This is a genomic window from Streptomyces sp. NBC_01190 (assembly GCF_045039895.1).
Classification (GTDB): Bacteria; Actinomycetota; Actinomycetes; order Streptomycetales; family Streptomycetaceae; genus Actinacidiphila.
This window is the reverse complement of sequence record NZ_CP108580.1, coordinates 5,909,631-5,924,933: the sequence shown is the minus strand read 5'-3', so window position 1 is coordinate 5,924,933 and position 15,303 is coordinate 5,909,631. Positions and strand designations below refer to the sequence as shown.

The window sequence follows — 15,303 nt, the reverse complement described above, 5'->3', positions numbered from 1 at the left end:
TGGGCGGAGCTTTTTCATACGTGATGCGCAATGGCTCGGTGACACGCCGCCTGGGCCCCTAGGATTCCCTCTATCACCTCACCGGTCTGAATCGACAGGAACCCCATGAGCGACACTTCCTCCCCCTTTGGCTTCGAGCTCGTGCGGCGCGGATACGACCGCGGTCAGGTGGACGACCGCATCACCAAGCTCGTCGCCGACCGTGACAGCGCCCTCACCCGCATCACCGCGCTGGAGAAGCGCATCGAGGAGCTGCACCTCGAAACGCAGAACGCCCAGGCTCAGGTGAACGACTCCGAGCCGTCGTACGCCGGCCTCGGTGCCCGGGTGGAGAAGATCCTCCGGCTCGCCGAGGAGGAGGCCAAGGACCTGCGCGAGGAGGCCCGCCGCGCCGCCGAGCAGCACCGCGAGCTGGCCGAGTCGGCCGCCAACCAGGTGCGCAACGACGCGGAGAGCTTCGCCGCCGACCGCAAGGCGAAGGCCGAGGACGAGGGCGCGCGGATCGTCGACAAGGCGAAGGGCGACGCGACCCAACTGCGCGCCGACGCCACCAAGGACGCCCAGAACAAGCGCGAGGAAGCCGACGCGCTCTTCGAGGAGACCCGCGCCAAGGCCGCCCAGGCCGCCGCGGACTTCGAGACCAACCTGGCCAAGCGGCGCGAGCAGTCCGAGCGCGACCTGGCCTCGCGGCAGGCCAAGGCGGAGAAGCGGCTGGCGGAGATCGAGCACCGCGCCGAGCAGCTCCGCCTCGAGGCCGAGAAGCTGCGCACCGACGCCGAGCGCCGGGCCCGCCAGACGGTGGAGACCGCGCAGCGCCAGTCCGAGGACATCGTGGCCGACGCGAACGCCAAGGCCGACCGGATCCGCAGCGAGTCCGAGCGCGAGCTGGCGGCGCTCACCAACCGTCGCGACAGCATCAACGCACAGCTCACCAATGTCCGCGAGATGCTGGCCACGCTGACCGGTGCCGCGGTGGCCGCCGCCACCTCGCCCGCGGACGACGAGCCGATCTCCCGCGGCGTCCCGGCGCAGCAGTCCCGCTGACGCCCCGCCCCGCCGGGGAGCCGCGACAGGTGACTGGCCGCGAAAGGTGACTCAGGAACCCCCGCTCGGGCCGTGACGGCCGGGGCGGGGGTTCCGCCGTGTCCAGTAGCCTCGACACCATGATTGAGTTGCAGGGGCTCACCAAGCGGTACGGGGACAAGACCGCCGTCGACCACCTCACCTTCAGCGTCCGCCCCGGCGTCGTGACCGGCTTCCTCGGCCCGAACGGTGCGGGGAAGTCCACCACGATGCGGATGCTGCTCGGCCTCGACACCCCGACCAGCGGTGACGTCCGGATCGACGGCAAGCACTACACCCAGCTCAGCGAGCCGCTGAAGTACATCGGCGCGCTGCTCGACGCCCAGTCCATCCATGGCGGGCGGACCGCGTACAACCATCTGCTGTGCCTCGCCCAGTCCAACCGCATTCCGCGGCGCCGGGTGGACGAGGTGCTGGCGACGGTGGGCCTCAGCGCGGTGGCCAAGAAGCGCTCCAAGGGTTTCTCGCTGGGTATGGGGCAGCGGCTCGGTATCGCGGGCGCGCTGCTCGGCGACCCGGAGATCCTGATGTTCGACGAGCCGGTGAACGGTCTCGACCCCGAGGGCATCCACTGGATCCGCAATCTGATGAAGGGGCTGGCCGCCCAGGGCCGCACCGTCTTCGTCTCCAGTCACCTGATGAGCGAGATGGCGCTCACCGCGGACCATCTGATCGTGATCGGCCGCGGCCGGCTGCTCGCCGACACCTCGATGGCCGACTTCATCGAAGAGAACTCCCGCTCCTACGTCCGGGTGCGCACCCCCCAGGTGGAGCGGTTCAAGGACCTGATGAGCCAGGCGGGCCACCCGGTGGTGGAGACCGGCGACGGCTCCTTCGAGATCACCGACGGCGACCCGGCCGATCTGGGTGAGCTGGCCGCCCGGCACCAGTTGGTGCTGCACGAACTCAGCCCGCAGCGAGCTTCGTTGGAGGAGGCGTTCATGCAGTTGACCGCGGGTTCGGTGGAGTATCACGCCGGCGGCTCGCTGGGCTCCGGACCATCGGGGGTCGGCGCGATCCCGCCGGGACCGCCCGGCGAACTGAGCCCCGCCGTACCGGCCGCCGACCAGGCGGCAGCGCCGCAGTGGGGCGCCGACTGGCGCAAGTCCAGCTCACGAAAGGGCCGTTGACATGGCTGCGACCTCCGCCGTCCTCCAGTCGGAGTGGACGAAGATCCGGTCGGTACGTTCCACGGTGTGGACGCTGGCGATGGCGTTCGGGGTGACCGTGGTCCTCGGCGCCGTGATCAGCCTGGTGTTCAACAACACCTTCGACGGGCTGTCCCCCTCCGACAAGCTGACCTTCGACCCCACCAACACCAGCTTCTTCGGTATGTCCCTGGGGCAGTTGGCGCTGATCGTCTTCGGTGTGCTGGTGATCTCCAGCGAGTACAGCACCGGCATGATCCGTACCTCGCTCGCCGCCGTCCCCCAGCGCGGGGACTTCTACTTCTCCAAGGTCACGGTGGCCGGGCTGCTGGCCCTGGTGGTCGGCGAGGCCACCAGCTTCATCACCTTCTTCCTCGGCCAGGCGCTGCTCGGCACCCACAAGGCGCACATCGGTGATCCCGGGGTGCTGCGGGCGGTCTTCGGGGCCGGGCTCTACATGACGCTGCTGGTGCTCTTCTGCGTCGGCGCCGCGACCATGCTGCGCAGCCCGATGCTGGGCCTGGGCGTCCTGATGCCGTTCTTCTTCCTGGTCTCGCCGATCCTGTCGGCGGTCCCGAAGGTGCGGACGGTGGCCCGCTACTTCCCCGACCAGGCCGGACAGAAGATCATGCAGGTGGTGCCTGGCAACGGCGACCACACGTCGTACGGCCCCTGGGGCGGGATCCTGATCATGGCGGCGTGGGTGGTGGTGGCGCTGCTCGCCGGGTACGCGGTGCTGCGCAAGCGCGACGCCTGACCGGACCCCTGACCGGACCGGGGAACCGAACGCCGCCCGCTACGCTTCCTCCTCCACGGGGCGTGTGCCCCCGTGGCACGCGAGGGGCGGAGCATGATCCAGGCAGTCGGCCTGACCAAGCAGTACGGCGCGAAGACCGCCGTGTACGACCTGTCGTTCCAGGTGCGGCCCGGTACGGTGACCGGCTTCCTGGGTCCCAACGGATCCGGGAAGTCGACCACGATGCGGATGATCCTGGGCCTGGACGCGCCCACCTCCGGGCAGGTGACGATCGGCGGCCTGCCGTACCGCCGGCTGCCCAACGCGCCGCGCCGGGTCGGGGCACTGCTGGACGCCAAGGCGGTGCACGGCGGCCGCAGCGCCCGCCAGCACCTGCTGAGCCTGGCGCAGCTCTCCGGCATCCCGGCCGCGCGGGTCGACGAGGTGCTGGGGGTCGTCGGCCTCCAGGACGTGGCGGGCCGCCGCTCCAAGGGGTTCTCGCTCGGCATGGGCCAGCGGCTCGGCATCGCGGGCGCGCTGCTCGGCGACCCCGAGGTGCTGCTCTTCGACGAGCCGGTCAACGGCCTGGACCCCGAGGGCATCCACTGGGTGCGCCATCTGATGCGGAGCCTGGCCGCCGAGGGCCGTACGGTCTTCGTCTCCAGCCACCTGATGAGCGAGATGGCGCTCACCGCGGACCATCTGATCGTGATCGGCCGCGGCCAGTTGCTCGCCGACATGAGTGTGCGGGACTTCATCGCCAGGCACTCCACCGGCTTCGCACTGGTGCGGACGCCGGAGGAGAGCGAGCAGCGGGAGACGCTCACCAAGGCGCTGAGCGCGGCGGGCGCCACCGTACAGCCGCAGCAGGACGGCGCGCTGCGGGTCACCGGGCTCGATCTGCCGAAGATCAGCGATGTCGCCCACGCGGCGGACGTCCGGCTGTGGGAGCTCTCCCCGCACCAGGCGTCGCTGGAGGAGGCGTACATGCGGCTCACCGGCGGCGCGGTGGACTACCGCTCCACGCAGGACCCGCGCCAGGGCCTGCGGGGCGGGGGGCCGCAGGGGTACGGGCAGGGCTGGGGACAGCCGCGGCAGGCTGGTGCGCAGGGCTGGGGTGCGCCGCAGCCGGGCTGGCAGCCGCAGCCGCAGCCGGCGGGGGGCTGGGGGCAGCCGCAGTACGGGCCGCCGCCGCAGGGGCCGGGGGCGCCGCCGGTGCCGCCGGCTCCCGCCGCGCCGGGGGCGGTGCCCGCGGTGCCCGCCGCGCCCGTACCGCCCGTGCCCGCCGCACCCACAGCGCCCCCCGTACCCACCGCTCCGGCCGCGCCCGCCGCCGCGCCGCACGACTCCGCCGCCACTCACCGCCAGGACGTCCGATGACCACCCCGCAGAGCTTCCCGTACCCACCGGCCCCGTCAGCCCCGGCGGCCCCCTCACACTTCGCCTCGCAGATCCCGGTCCAGCAGACCCGGCTGTCGCACGCGCTGCTCTCCGAGTGGACCAAGATCCGGTCGGTGCGGTCCACGGTGTGGACGCTCGGGGTGATGCTGGTCCTGGTGATCGGCATCAACCTGCTGGTCCTGATCCCCATCTCGCGGAGCAGCGACACCGACATCCCGGTGCTGGCGCCCGGTCTCTTCGGCCTGCTGCTCGGCCAGTTGGCGATCATCACCCTCGGCGTCCTGGTGATCACCTCGGAGTACGGCACCGGCATGATCCGTACCACCCTCACCTCGTGCCCGCAGCGCTCCCGGGTGCTGGCCGCGAAGGCGATCGTCTTCTTCGGTGTCTCCTTCGTCACCACCACGGTGGCCTGTGCCATCACCGCGCTGATCAGCTGGAGCACGGTGAGCGGCCGGACGCTGTCGAGCGACGACGACGGCTACCACCCCGGCGTCTACCTCAAGGACGGGCTGACCGCGGCCAGCGGCTCGGAGTGGCTGGGCGCGACCGTCGGCGTGGGACTCTACGTCGCGCTGCTCGGCCTGCTCGCCCTCGCGGTGGGCACCCTGATCCGGCACTCGGCGGGCGCGATCACCACCATGATGGGTGTGGTGCTGCTGCCGCTGCTGGTGGCGCTCTTCCTGCCGAGCAGTCTGACCTCGACCCGCGACAACCTGATCAAGTTCTCGTCGCCCAACGCGCTGGCGTCGCTCTACCGCATCCCGATGATCGGCAGCGACAACGCCAACGGCGTCACGCAGTTGGTGGTCCTGGCGTGCGTCACCGCGGTGGCCGTGCTCGCGGCGTTCGCGGCGCTCAACGCCCGGGACGTCTGACCGGCCCGGGCGGCCGAGCGGCCCAGCGCTTCGGCCCGGCGGCCCAGCGCATCGCTCCGGCGGCCCGGCGGCCCAGCCGCTCAGTACCGGGGACCGTTACGGGACCGCTGCACCTTGCTGGTGCGGCGGTCCTTGGCGTTCCAGCAGGCGCGGTGCCAGTGCCGCCGGTCGTCCACGCCCGCGTACTCGCGCCAGGCCACCACATGGCCGACGCCCGGCGGGATCTCCTGGTCGCAGCCGGGGCAGCGGTAGTGCTTGCCCGACGCGCTGCCGGCGATCGGCCGGACGATCCACTCCTCGCCCCGCCACTCCTCGGCGGCGCCGTAACCGAACCCGCTCTCGCGCTCCCGCTCGTCCTGGCCGCGCCGGCCGTCATCGGGGCGGCCGGGGCCCTGCGGGTGGTTCCGACGCGGCGACATGGGCGGCACCTCGCGCTCTTGTGGACGTGACGACGTCACATACCGGGTTCTGGGCAGTCCCGTCCAGCGTACGGTCCGGCGGCCCGCGGACTGAACACGGCGACTTCCCGACATCTGCGGTAGGACTTCGGAAAATCATGAAAATGCCTCGAAAAGGCCGTGCCTTTGGCACGTGCCAAGCGTTAGGGAAACGAGGAGGGAGTGAGCGATGCGCGTTGGGACATTCGTTCTCGCGGCCCAGTTCCCGGGCCAGGCCCCGGTGGAGGCGCTGCACCGGTCCATAGGCACGGCGGAGGCGGCGGAGCGCGCGGGCCTCGACGCGGTCTGGCTGGCCGAGCACCACTTCGTGCCGTACGGGGTTTGCCCCTCGGCCATCACCCTCGCGGGTGTACTGCTCGGCCGCACCTCGCGGATCGGGGTGGGCACGGCGGTGAGCGTGCTGCCGACCGCGCACCCGGTGGCGCTCGGCGAGCAGGCCGCCCTGCTGCACCTCGTCTCCGGCGGCCGCTTCACCCTCGGTGTCGGCCGCGGCGGCCCCTGGGTGGATCTGAAGGTCTTCGGGAGCGGGATCGCCGCCTTCGAGAGCGGGTTCCCCGAGTCACTCGATCTGCTGCTGCGCTGGCTGCGCGACCCGGCGGTCGGCGCGGCCGGCCCGCGGTACGCCTTTCCGCCCGTACCGGTGGTGCCGCGCCCGGACGGCCTCGACGGCGACGGCCCGCCCGTGGTGGTCGCCTGCACCTCGCCGAACACGGTCCGGCTGGCCGCCGAGCGCGGGCTGCCGATGCTGCTCGGTATGCACTGCGGTGACGAGGACAAGGCGGGCATGGTCGAGTTGTGGCGGGAGACGGCGCTGCGAGCGGGCCACTCCCCCGAGGCGGTGGCCGCCGCGGACCATGTGTCGGCGGGCGTGGTGCAGATCGCCGACACCCGGGCCGACGCCGCCGAGATCCTGCTCAAGACGATGCCCGGCTGGTTCCAGCAGGGCCTGGCCGCCCATCGCACCCACGACGGCCGTCCCCGTACGATGCGCGATCCGCTCGCCTACACCGAACTCCTCTGCGCTCTGCACCCGGTGGGTACGCCCCGGTTCTGCGCCGACCGGCTCGCGGCCACCTCGGCCGCCACCGGCATCACCCGGTTCGCGCTGCTGGCCGAAGGCTCCGGTGACTTCGACATCACGGTGGAGAATGTGCACCGGCTCGGTGGCGACGTACTCCCGGAACTGGCCTGATCAAGCGCGCATTTCCGCGGACGTCCGGTTTCGGGAGCACGCCTGCTTGTGCCGACCGGCTCTGATCCACTACGGCCGGCCTCTCGGGACCGGCCCCTTCGGGGCTGAGTCCCCCGGGGCTGACCTCAGCAGTCCCGGAACTCCGGCGACTGGTTCAGGAGTTGGGCGCGGACCGAGGTGAACTTGGCGTAGCGCTGGTCCACCGCGGGGTCGAGCGGGAAGACCGCGACCCGGTGGCAGTTCTGGAAGGCCAGCCGTACCCCGAAGTGCCGTTGCAGAGCGCCCCGTATCGCGTCGCTCGCCAGCGCGCGCAGCAGCTGACCGCGCTCCTGCTCGCTCGGCGGCGGGACCTGGTTGTCCGCGAAATCTCCTCCGTCAACCTTCAGTTGGGCCACCAGAGAGCTGATCATCTCCCATGCGTACGGGAGGGACGTCCGGACGCAGTCGACGAACTCCTGCTCGTCGACCTCGCCTCGCTCGGCCTGCTCAAGAAGGGCCGGTGAGACGTCGAGCGACATGGGTACTCCTCTCGTGACCCCTCCGGGGGCGGGGTCTGGGCGTACCCTCCAGGCGATAAGGCCGTGGAGGAAGGGGGTTCCCTGGAGCCGGTTCCGGCAACAGCCGCAACCTGTGCCCCCCGGTCCTCAACCGTAGGCGCCCGCGCCACGCCCGCACCAGGCGGCGACACCGACAACCAGCCATTTTTCGGCGCCGGCGCGGGGTTGGCCGGACTCCTCCGGGTCCGCTCGCGCCGGGCGGTCGGTCGGGGCGAATCGCGCCGGGGGCGCGGGGTCGAGTAGCGTTGCCGACCATGCGTCTCGTCATCGCCCGCTGCTCCGTCGACTACGCGGGCCGGCTCTCCGCCCACCTTCCCTCCGCCACCCGGCTGCTGCTGATCAAGGCGGACGGAAGCCTGTCGGTGCACGCCGACGACCGTGCCTACAAGCCGCTCAACTGGATGTCCCCGCCGTGCTCGCTGAAGGAGACCGAGGACAACCTCTGGACGGTCACCAACAAGGCCGGTGAGCAGCTCATCATCACCATCGAGGAGATACTGCACGACTCCTCCCATGAGCTCGGGGTGGACCCCGGCCTGATCAAGGACGGCGTGGAGGCGCACCTCCAGGAGTTGCTCGCCGACCGGATGGAGGTGCTCGGCGAGGGCTGGACCCTGATCCGCCGCGAGTACCCCACCCCGATCGGCCCGGTCGACATCCTCGGCCGCGACGCCCTGGGCACGACCGTCGCCGTCGAACTCAAGCGGCGCGCCACCATCGACGCGGTAGAACAGCTCACCCGCTACCTGGAGTTCCTCAACCGCGACACCACCCTCGCCCCGGTGGACGGCATCCTCGCCGCCCAATCCATCGCCCCCCAGGCCCGCACCCTCGCCCAGGACCGCGGCATCCGCTGCGTCGTCCTCGACTACGACGAACTCCGCGGCATCGACAAGGCGGAGAACCGCCTCTTCTGACCCGGCGGCGCCCCCTGCGGCAGGAACAAGAACACCGGCGTACGGCGCCTGTTCGCTTTTGTTGCGACGCGGCTCAGAGAGGGACCCCGCTTCGGGCCGCGAGGCCGCGCAGTTCGGTCGACGTGGGCGCGGAGACCAGCAGGCTGGAGATGAGCGACTTCGTGGCCGGGCGGGTGTGCGTCTCGTCAGGGGCGCAATGCTCGGCGGCAAGCAGGGTGCGGACGCAGTCGCTGCGGCGGCCGAGCCGGTCGTAGGTGATGGCGATGTCCCCGAGCGCACGGAACCGGCGTTCCACACTGGGCAGTGCCTTCAGCGAGATGGTGCGGGCGGCGGCGAGCGCGGCCAGGGGGTCTCCGGCGTAGTTCTCCGCCGAGATGCGATGGAGTTGGACGGTGAGGGGACTGAGTCCGCCGCCGTGGTCGCGCAACAGGACCCTTTTCTCGCCGAGTTCTTCGGCCACGGCCGCGGCCTCGTCGGTCAGCTCCCGCATCCCGCCCCGGTCCCCCCGCCGGGCCACCGTGTTGGCGGCGGACTGAATGAGCAGCCCGCGTTCGGCGGCGCCGGCCCGTCCGGCGCCACGCAGATCCGGGTGATCGGCTGCGGACAGCGCGATCGACAGCGCCTCTTGATGCCAGCCCGCTTTCCTTGCCAGCACGGCGAGTTGGCGGGCGGCTTCGGCCACCGCGAGCACGTCGCCGCCGGCTTCGGCGAGCTGGCGGGCGCGGTCGGCGGCCATCCAGCCGAGCTGCTGCTCGTCCATCTGGACGAGCATGCGGGTGGCCAGGAGGTAGCTCTTGGCGAGGAGCCCGAAGTGCTCGACCCGATCGTCATTGGTGGTGAGCGCGTGCCCGGCGCGGATCAGGCGGGGCAGGCGTACGGGAAGGGCCGGCGTAGCGGCATGCGTCGAAGTCGGCGAGCGCGCGGGTGAAGTCGGCGTCGAGTGTGCTCGCCGGTGGTAGGACCGGGGCGGTGCCCAGGCCGAGCATCGCATCCCTGAGCCTGGCGACGAGCAGCTCGCCGAGCGGTGCCTCGTCCGCCCGCGCCGCACCGCTGCCCGTCAACGGGGAGCCGGCCGTCGCGGCGGCCGTGGCCGCCAGGCCCGCGATCAACTTCCTTCGCGACACGGAACGGGTGGACTTGGCGCTCGTCCAGTGCGCGCTGGACGCGCTGCGGTCACGGGTGGAAGGAGCCCCGGCGGGATGAGTGGTTGGACAGGGTGCCGGGGGCTCGGCGGGAGGGGGCGGAGTGCTCGGTGGGCCCACCGCCCCCCGGGGAGGTGTTAGCGGGGTTCGGGGATGACGGAGAGGAGGACGTCGACCAGGCGTTCGGCGGCGTCGGGGCGGCCGTACGTGCGGGCGTGGTGGGCGATGGTGGCACGGCGGTGGGGGTCGGCGAGGAGGGGGGCCACGGCGTCGCGGAGGCTGTCGGGGGTGGGGTCGCCGAGGAGGGCGACGGCGGCGCCCGCGTCCTGGAGGTGGCGGGCGTTGTGGGCCTGCTCGTTGCCGGCCGAGGTGGCGAGGGGGACGAAGACCGCCGCCTTGCCCAGCGCGGTGAGCTCGGCGATGGTGCCGGCGCCGCTGCGGGAGATGACCACGTCGGCGAGGGCGAGCACGTCGGGCAGTTCGGGACCCACGTAGCCGGTGAGCAGATAGCGGGCGGCGAAGTCGGCGGGCAGCATGGCGGTGGCCGCGCGGAGTTCGTCGAGGTTGGCCGGGCCGCACTGGTGGATGACGTTGGCCTGGGAGAGCAGCCACGGCAGGATCTCCCGCACCAGGTTGTTGATCTGCTGCGATCCCTGGGCACCGCCGGTCACGTAGACGGTCGGCGCGCGGCGGTCGAAGGAGTGCAGCCGCAGCGCCTCGATCGCCTTGTCCGCCTGCCCGGTGAGCACCTCGGGCCGTACCGGGTTGCCGGTGACCACCGCGGCCGCGCGGGTCGACTCGGGGAGCAGCGGCAGGGTGGACTCCGAGGAGACGGCGATGCGGGTGGCACGGCGGGCCAGGGAGCGGTTGGCGAGGCCGAGACGTACGGTCTGCTCGTGGACGACGAGCGGGCGGTTGCACATCTTGGCCGCCATGCCGACCGGGACGGCGACGTAACCGCCGGTGGCCAGCACCACGTCGGGCTGGAAGGCGGAGACGAGCTTCCTGGCCTGGGCGACGCCCAGCGGCACCCGGCTCATGTCCTTCACGTTGGCCGGGGAGAAGAGCTTCACCGGGTTGCTCGACCGGCGGATCTTCCCGGTGACGACGGCGGCGAACCGTATCCCCTCGGCCGCCGCGACGCGGGACTCCAGGCTGTCGGCCGTGCCGACCCACAGCACGTCGAGCGCCTGCCCGGCTGCCGCGAGCCTCGCCTGGAGGGTACGCACGGCGGTGAGCGCCGGGTAGGTGTGGCCGCCTGTACCACCGCCGGTGACGATCAGGCGCAAGGGTCGCCCGGGGCCGTCCGCCGGCCTACGGTTGACGTCGCTGTTCACAGAGGGCTCCCCATCTCGCCGCGGGCGGACTCGGCCCCGGCGCCTGCTGGTCGGGCGGAAACATCGCGGACGATAGCAGTCGCGGGGCGAGCGGTCGCGAGGAGGCGGTCCGGGCGGGTGGCCCGCCTCGCCCGCTTTGACCAGCCGGTATCCCGCTGCCCACCACCGGCCGGTGGGCCGGACACGACAGCGACAGCCCCTTTCGGCCGGTGACGCCCTGCGGGAGCGTCGCGGCTGATCGCGCAGTTCCTCGCGCCCCTACGGGGCACGACCCCTCCCCCCGGAGCGATGGCCAAGCCCCAAAGGGGCGCGAGGAACTGCGCGAGCAACCACCCACCGGCCGGTGGGCCGGAGACGACAGCAACAGCCCCCTCGGGACGGCGACAACCCGCAGGAGCGCCGTGGCTGAGCGCGCAGTTCCTCGCGCCCCTACGGGCACGGCACCTCCCGCGAAGGCGAAAGGGACGCCCCCAGGGGCGCGAGGAACTGCGCGAGCAACCACCCACCGGCCAGTGGGCCGGAGACGACAGCAACAGCCCCCTCGGGACGGTGACGACCTGCGGGAGCGTCGCGGAGCGGAGCCGCTCAGGACGAGGGGGAAATCCCCGACGTTGCCGTGCTGGTCGGGGTGTCGGACGTGTTCGGCTGGGTGACCGGCGTGCCCACGGGGGCCGACTCGGACTCGCTGGCTGGCGGCGTGCCGGTGGGAGACGTAGGCGGCGGCGTGGTCGTCGGGGGAGGTGTTGTCGACGGAGGCGGCGTCGTCGTTGTCGGAGGCGTGGTGTGCGTCGGCGACGCCGGCGGTGACGTGTGATGCGTCGGGCCCCCGCCCGGCGACGTACTCACCGGCGGCGCCCCCGGCGCACTGCTCGCGCCGCCGGGCGGGGTGGGCGTCGGTGCGCCCGAGGGGGACGTGGGGCCGCCGGGGATCACCGCCGTGCCCGTGGTGGACGCCGAGGCGGAGGGGGACGAGGCGGAAGCCGGGGGCGCCGCCGAGGCACCGGCGTCGGCCGACGCGGGGGACGTGTCGCCCGGCACATCCTGCTCCACCGTCTCGATCGGCTTGACCTGGTCGGGCTTGCCGTCGTTCCCGGCGGTGGCGCCGAGCGTCACGAACGTGCCGAGGACCGCCGCGAGGACGACGCCGGTGCCGGCCGCGATGAGGTTGCGGCGGGAGCCGATGACCGCCAGGCGGCGGACGGTGGGGCTCGCGGCGGCGTGCGCCGGCGAGGTCTTGCTGATGACGGCCGTGTTGGCGTCGGGCAGCGCGAACGCCGCGTCCGAAAGGCCCGGCGGGAGTTCGAGCGGGAAGGGCGAACCGGCCGCCCCCGTACGGTCGTTGACCAGCGCCAGCGTGCGGCGGCCCACGACGGTGCCCTGCCGGTCGGCGAGGGCGCCGCGCAGCGCGATGGACGCCTCCAGCTCCGCGCGGGCCCGGTCCATGCTGCCCGTGCAGAGCGCGAGAACGCCCAACTCGTGGTGGAAGTACGCCTCTTCCGCGACCTCGCCGGACAGCCGCGCGGCCTCCTGGCCGATCCGCAGCGACCGCTCCCACGCACCCCAGTGCAGGGCCGCGGCGAAGACCGGGGAGACCGTACGGGCGAGCAGCACCGCCGCGCTGGCGTGGCCGCCGTCGCGGCAGGCGGTCATCGCCGCCAGGATCGCCTCGGACTCGGCCGCCGCCCGCTCGGCGGTGACCGAGGGGTGCCCGGTCCACCAGGCGTAGTGGAGGGCCGCGGTGTGCGCCTGGACGTCGTTCAGTTCGCCGTCGGCGGCGAGCGCCGGGCCGAGTTGCTGTACGACACCGGCGGCGAGCCGGAAGTGCGAGGCGACCGGCACCGCGAGTCCCACCGCGATCAACTCGCCCAGGGCGGCGTCCCCGTGGGTGTCGCCGACGAGGGCCGGCAGGTGCGAGGGGTGCGGGCACTCGCCGTCGAGCGCCACGGCGAAGGCGAGCGCCTCGCGGGCGGCCTCGCTGAGCCGGGAGGCGAGCAGGTCCGCGGGGGCGGCGCTCTCCGCGAGGGACGGCAGCGGCGCGTCACCGGTCGACAGCCGCATGGATCCGGTGAGCGGCACCGGAACCGGCGCGGGCGGCGGAACCGGGGCCGCCGGGGCGGCAGGCACGCCATGGCCCTGAGCGTCGCCGCCGGGAAGGACACCCGGGTCGTCGAAACCGGTGAGGTCGGGTATCGCCGGCCCGGCCGGCTCCGGCCGGGGCGAGCCGTTGAGCCACACCGAGTCGTCCAGGTCCGGGTCGGGCGGCAACCGCATCGCGTCGCGCTGGCGCAGCAGCGCCCCGGCCTGTACGAACCGCAGCGGCAGCCCCTCGGACTCGAACCACAGGTCGGCGGCCCAGGCCGTCTCGTCCTCCGCCAGCCGCCGCCCGGTGACGAGTTGGAGCAGATCGACGCAGGCGACCCGGGTCAGTCCGGAGAGCAGGACCTCCTCGACCATCGACTCGGCGGCCGGGGCGGGCACGTCGGGGGTCGCGGACATCAGGAACGCGCACTCGGGCGCCGCGTCGAGCAGCTCCTCCAGCGCGGCGCCGCCGATCTCCAGGTCGTCGAGCACCACCACGGCGCCGATCTCCCGCAGCAGCTCGGGGAGTTCGGCGCGGCCGGGACGGTAGCCCCCGCCGGCGTAGACGATGGTGTAGAGGTCGTGCAGCAGGTCGGCGGCGGTCTGGTGATAGCCGGAGAGCCAGATCACGCCGTCGGGGGCGAGGTCGGCGCAGGCGTTGGCGACGGATTCGAGCAGCGCGGTGCGGCCGGCGCCGGACGGTCCGGTGACCCGGACGGAACGGCCGCGGGCCAGCAGCCTGATCAGCCGCTCGCGTTCCTCTTCCCGTTCGAGCAGCGGCACTTCGGGCGCGGGCGGGCCGGGCGGGGGTGTGGGCCGTCCCGCGTTGATCCGGGCGGCGCGCTCCTCGGGGGTGCGGCGGACCGGGGTGCGCCGCTCCTCGGCCGGGGTGGGGACGACCTCGGTGCCGTCGACCGGGTTCCCGGTGAGCAGGTAGTCGGTGGTGACGACGCGCGGCACCCGGGTGTTGGCGCCGCTGGGGGCGCCGAGTTCGGGGGCGAGCGGGTCACGGGCCGGGCGGGTCACCTTCGGCAGCGGCATGGTGCCGTCGAAGAGGGAGGTGCCCTCTTGCAGCGGTACGGCCTCGCCGACGGGCCGGATCACCAGCGAGTTGCCCGGTCCCGCGGGGGCCGGCGGCGGGGGCGGCCCGGGGTCGATCGATTCGGGCGGGGGTATGGACCCCGCGGAGCGCTTGGCCCCGGCCGCGAAGGCGTCGAAGCTCTCGCCCGGGTCGAAGCGGTTGCCGCTGTCGGGCCGGTCGGCGGCGGCGCGCTGGTCGAGGGGCAGGCGCTGGGCGAGCGGGGGGCGCCGCTCCAGTTGCGGGCGCGACTCCGGCTGCGGCCGCTGGACCGGCCCGTCGACGGCGAAGGGGTCGCGCTGGTCGAAGCCACCGGTGAAGCCACCGGTCGAACCGCCGGACGGACCTCCCGTCGAGCCGCCGGACGGACCCCCGCTCGAACCACCGACAGGACGCTCAAGAGCCGCGCCGTACGAGCCCGCGGAGCCGTTCCCGTTGCCGCTCCCGTTCCCACTCCCGCCGAACACATCCGCCTCATCGTTTCCGACGGGCCCCGCTCCCGCCTCGTCCCCGAGGCCCCGCTCACCCTCCGCGGCCCGCTGCGCCCCGAACGCGTCGAAGGAGTCGAAGAACTCGGATCCGACGAACGACTCGCTCCGGGCCGCCCGACCGCTGGACGGCAGAGCGGCACCGGCCGGCTGTCGCGCACCGCCCGGCAGGTCGACCGGACGGTCCTCCGGCCGACCGCCCTGCTGCTCGCCGGTCTGCTGATCCATGTCTTACGCCCCCCGGGTGCATAACGTGCGGGGGCCTGTTCGGACCGGGACGACTTCGCGATCGCCGTACGCTCGCGGCGGCGGCTGCGGGTCCCGGCCCGGTTCCCCTTCTACGGCGTACGGGGTGCACGCCTCCTGGCCACTGATGCGCAAACTCTAAGGGCTGGCGGGGTATCCATGAAGGCCTGGGGGCCCGCGATGCCTGCTATTGACCGAATGTCACGTTTCAGCCTCGATCGCGAGAATCCGGTGCAGCCGGGTGGCCACCAGCAGCCGCTGCATCTGCGGCGGCACCCCGCGCAGGACCAGCCGGCGGTTGGCCCGGCCGGCCCTGCGGTGGGCGCCCATGATCACGCCGAGGCCGGTGGCGTCCCACGAGTCGAGTTCGGTGAGGTCGAGGACGAGGTCGCCGCGGCCCGCGTCGACCGCGGTGTGCAGTGCCTCACGGGCGTCCGCCGCGCTGCGCACGTCGAGGCGCCCCCCGACGACCAGCTCGGCATGGTCGCCCCTGATGTGCATAGTCACTCCCGAAGCGCTGGCTTGGCCCGCGGCCGATCCATATGTCTTCACACAACTGACTG

The 15,303-nt window shown here is 72.9% G+C and carries 14 protein-coding genes; 7 read left to right on the top strand and 7 right to left on the bottom strand.

All coding sequences use genetic code 11. The annotated features are described in order from the left end of the window. Window positions 1–105: 105 nt before the first annotated feature. The 5 genes from OG519_RS25005 to OG519_RS24985 all read left to right on the top strand — a co-directional run bounded on the left by OG519_RS25005 (window position 106) and on the right by OG519_RS24985 (window position 5,246). The gene (locus OG519_RS25005; RefSeq protein ID WP_405588081.1) at window positions 106–1,044 is read left to right on the top strand and encodes a cellulose-binding protein; all 939 of its coding nucleotides are present in this window, start codon (window positions 106–108) and stop codon (window positions 1,042–1,044) included. Window positions 1,045–1,163: 119 nt separating this feature from the next. Then, window positions 1,164–2,213, top strand: coding sequence for an ABC transporter ATP-binding protein (locus tag OG519_RS25000; protein ID WP_405588078.1), 1,050 nt, complete (start codon window positions 1,164–1,166; stop codon window positions 2,211–2,213). 1 nt (window position 2,214) lies between these two features. Then, on the top strand, window positions 2,215–2,988 hold the full coding sequence (locus OG519_RS24995; protein WP_405588075.1) for an ABC transporter permease: 774 nt from the start codon (window positions 2,215–2,217) through the stop codon (window positions 2,986–2,988). Window positions 2,989–3,081: 93 nt separating this feature from the next. Further along, window positions 3,082–4,347, top strand: coding sequence for an ABC transporter ATP-binding protein (locus OG519_RS24990; RefSeq protein ID WP_405588072.1), 1,266 nt, complete (start codon window positions 3,082–3,084; stop codon window positions 4,345–4,347). Beyond that, on the top strand, window positions 4,344–5,246 hold the full coding sequence (locus tag OG519_RS24985; protein ID WP_405588069.1) for an ABC transporter permease: 903 nt from the start codon (window positions 4,344–4,346) through the stop codon (window positions 5,244–5,246). Before OG519_RS24990 ends, OG519_RS24985 begins: the two co-directional genes overlap by 4 nt. A gap of 80 nt (window positions 5,247–5,326) precedes the next feature. Here the strand turns inward: OG519_RS24985 and OG519_RS24980 are convergent, their stop codons facing one another. Beyond that, window positions 5,327–5,665: an ATP/GTP-binding protein gene (locus OG519_RS24980; RefSeq protein ID WP_405588066.1), complete on the bottom strand. Its 339-nt coding sequence runs from the start codon at window positions 5,663–5,665 to the stop codon at window positions 5,327–5,329. A gap of 208 nt (window positions 5,666–5,873) precedes the next feature. Between OG519_RS24980 and OG519_RS24975 the strand changes: the two genes are divergently transcribed. After that, window positions 5,874–6,896, top strand: a complete 1,023-nt coding sequence (locus tag OG519_RS24975; RefSeq protein WP_405588063.1) for an LLM class flavin-dependent oxidoreductase — start codon at window positions 5,874–5,876, stop codon at window positions 6,894–6,896. A 125-nt stretch (window positions 6,897–7,021) separates the two neighbouring features. On the opposite strand, the gene OG519_RS24970 is transcribed toward OG519_RS24975, so the two are convergent. Further along, window positions 7,022–7,414, bottom strand: a complete 393-nt coding sequence (locus OG519_RS24970) for an SCO5389 family protein (protein WP_405588060.1) — start codon at window positions 7,412–7,414, stop codon at window positions 7,022–7,024. A gap of 293 nt (window positions 7,415–7,707) precedes the next feature. Between OG519_RS24970 and nucS the strand changes: the two genes are divergently transcribed. Beyond that, window positions 7,708–8,370, top strand: coding sequence for an endonuclease NucS (gene nucS / locus OG519_RS24965; protein ID WP_405588057.1), 663 nt, complete (start codon window positions 7,708–7,710; stop codon window positions 8,368–8,370). Between the two features lie 73 nt (window positions 8,371–8,443). On the opposite strand, the gene OG519_RS24960 is transcribed toward nucS, so the two are convergent. The 5 genes from OG519_RS24960 to OG519_RS24940 form a co-directional block, all read right to left on the bottom strand. Beyond that, the gene (locus OG519_RS24960; protein ID WP_405588055.1) at window positions 8,444–9,130 is read right to left on the bottom strand and encodes a hypothetical protein; all 687 of its coding nucleotides are present in this window, start codon (window positions 9,128–9,130) and stop codon (window positions 8,444–8,446) included. A gap of 67 nt (window positions 9,131–9,197) precedes the next feature. Then, entirely contained in the window at window positions 9,198–9,494 is a 297-nt protein-coding gene (locus tag OG519_RS24955) for a hypothetical protein (RefSeq protein WP_405588052.1), read from the bottom strand. A 155-nt stretch (window positions 9,495–9,649) separates the two neighbouring features. After that, window positions 9,650–10,849, bottom strand: a complete 1,200-nt coding sequence (locus tag OG519_RS24950; RefSeq protein ID WP_405588049.1) for a UDP-N-acetylglucosamine--N-acetylmuramyl-(pentapeptide) pyrophosphoryl-undecaprenol N-acetylglucosamine transferase — start codon at window positions 10,847–10,849, stop codon at window positions 9,650–9,652. A gap of 585 nt (window positions 10,850–11,434) precedes the next feature. Beyond that, on the bottom strand, window positions 11,435–14,722 hold the full coding sequence (locus OG519_RS24945) for an ATP-binding protein (protein WP_405588047.1): 3,288 nt from the start codon (window positions 14,720–14,722) through the stop codon (window positions 11,435–11,437). Between the two features lie 219 nt (window positions 14,723–14,941). Further along, the gene (locus OG519_RS24940) at window positions 14,942–15,241 is read right to left on the bottom strand and encodes an STAS domain-containing protein (protein WP_405588044.1); all 300 of its coding nucleotides are present in this window, start codon (window positions 15,239–15,241) and stop codon (window positions 14,942–14,944) included. Window positions 15,242–15,303: the final 62 nt, after the last annotated feature.

Coding starts and splice junctions, on each gene's coding strand:
- nucS (WP_405588057.1), top strand. CDS start 7,708: ATGCGTCTCGTCATCGCCCGCTGCTCCGTCGACTACGCGGGCCGGCTC.
- OG519_RS24945 (WP_405588047.1), bottom strand. CDS start 14,722: ATGGATCAGCAGACCGGCGAGCAGCAGGGCGGTCGGCCGGAGGACCGT.
- OG519_RS24975 (WP_405588063.1), top strand. CDS start 5,874: ATGCGCGTTGGGACATTCGTTCTCGCGGCCCAGTTCCCGGGCCAGGCC.
- OG519_RS24995 (WP_405588075.1), top strand. CDS start 2,215: ATGGCTGCGACCTCCGCCGTCCTCCAGTCGGAGTGGACGAAGATCCGG.
- OG519_RS24985 (WP_405588069.1), top strand. CDS start 4,344: ATGACCACCCCGCAGAGCTTCCCGTACCCACCGGCCCCGTCAGCCCCG.
- OG519_RS24940 (WP_405588044.1), bottom strand. CDS start 15,241: ATGCACATCAGGGGCGACCATGCCGAGCTGGTCGTCGGGGGGCGCCTC.
- OG519_RS24970 (WP_405588060.1), bottom strand. CDS start 7,414: ATGTCGCTCGACGTCTCACCGGCCCTTCTTGAGCAGGCCGAGCGAGGC.
- OG519_RS24980 (WP_405588066.1), bottom strand. CDS start 5,665: ATGTCGCCGCGTCGGAACCACCCGCAGGGCCCCGGCCGCCCCGATGAC.
- OG519_RS24990 (WP_405588072.1), top strand. CDS start 3,082: ATGATCCAGGCAGTCGGCCTGACCAAGCAGTACGGCGCGAAGACCGCC.
- OG519_RS24960 (WP_405588055.1), bottom strand. CDS start 9,130: ATGGACGAGCAGCAGCTCGGCTGGATGGCCGCCGACCGCGCCCGCCAG.
- OG519_RS25000 (WP_405588078.1), top strand. CDS start 1,164: ATGATTGAGTTGCAGGGGCTCACCAAGCGGTACGGGGACAAGACCGCC.
- OG519_RS25005 (WP_405588081.1), top strand. CDS start 106: ATGAGCGACACTTCCTCCCCCTTTGGCTTCGAGCTCGTGCGGCGCGGA.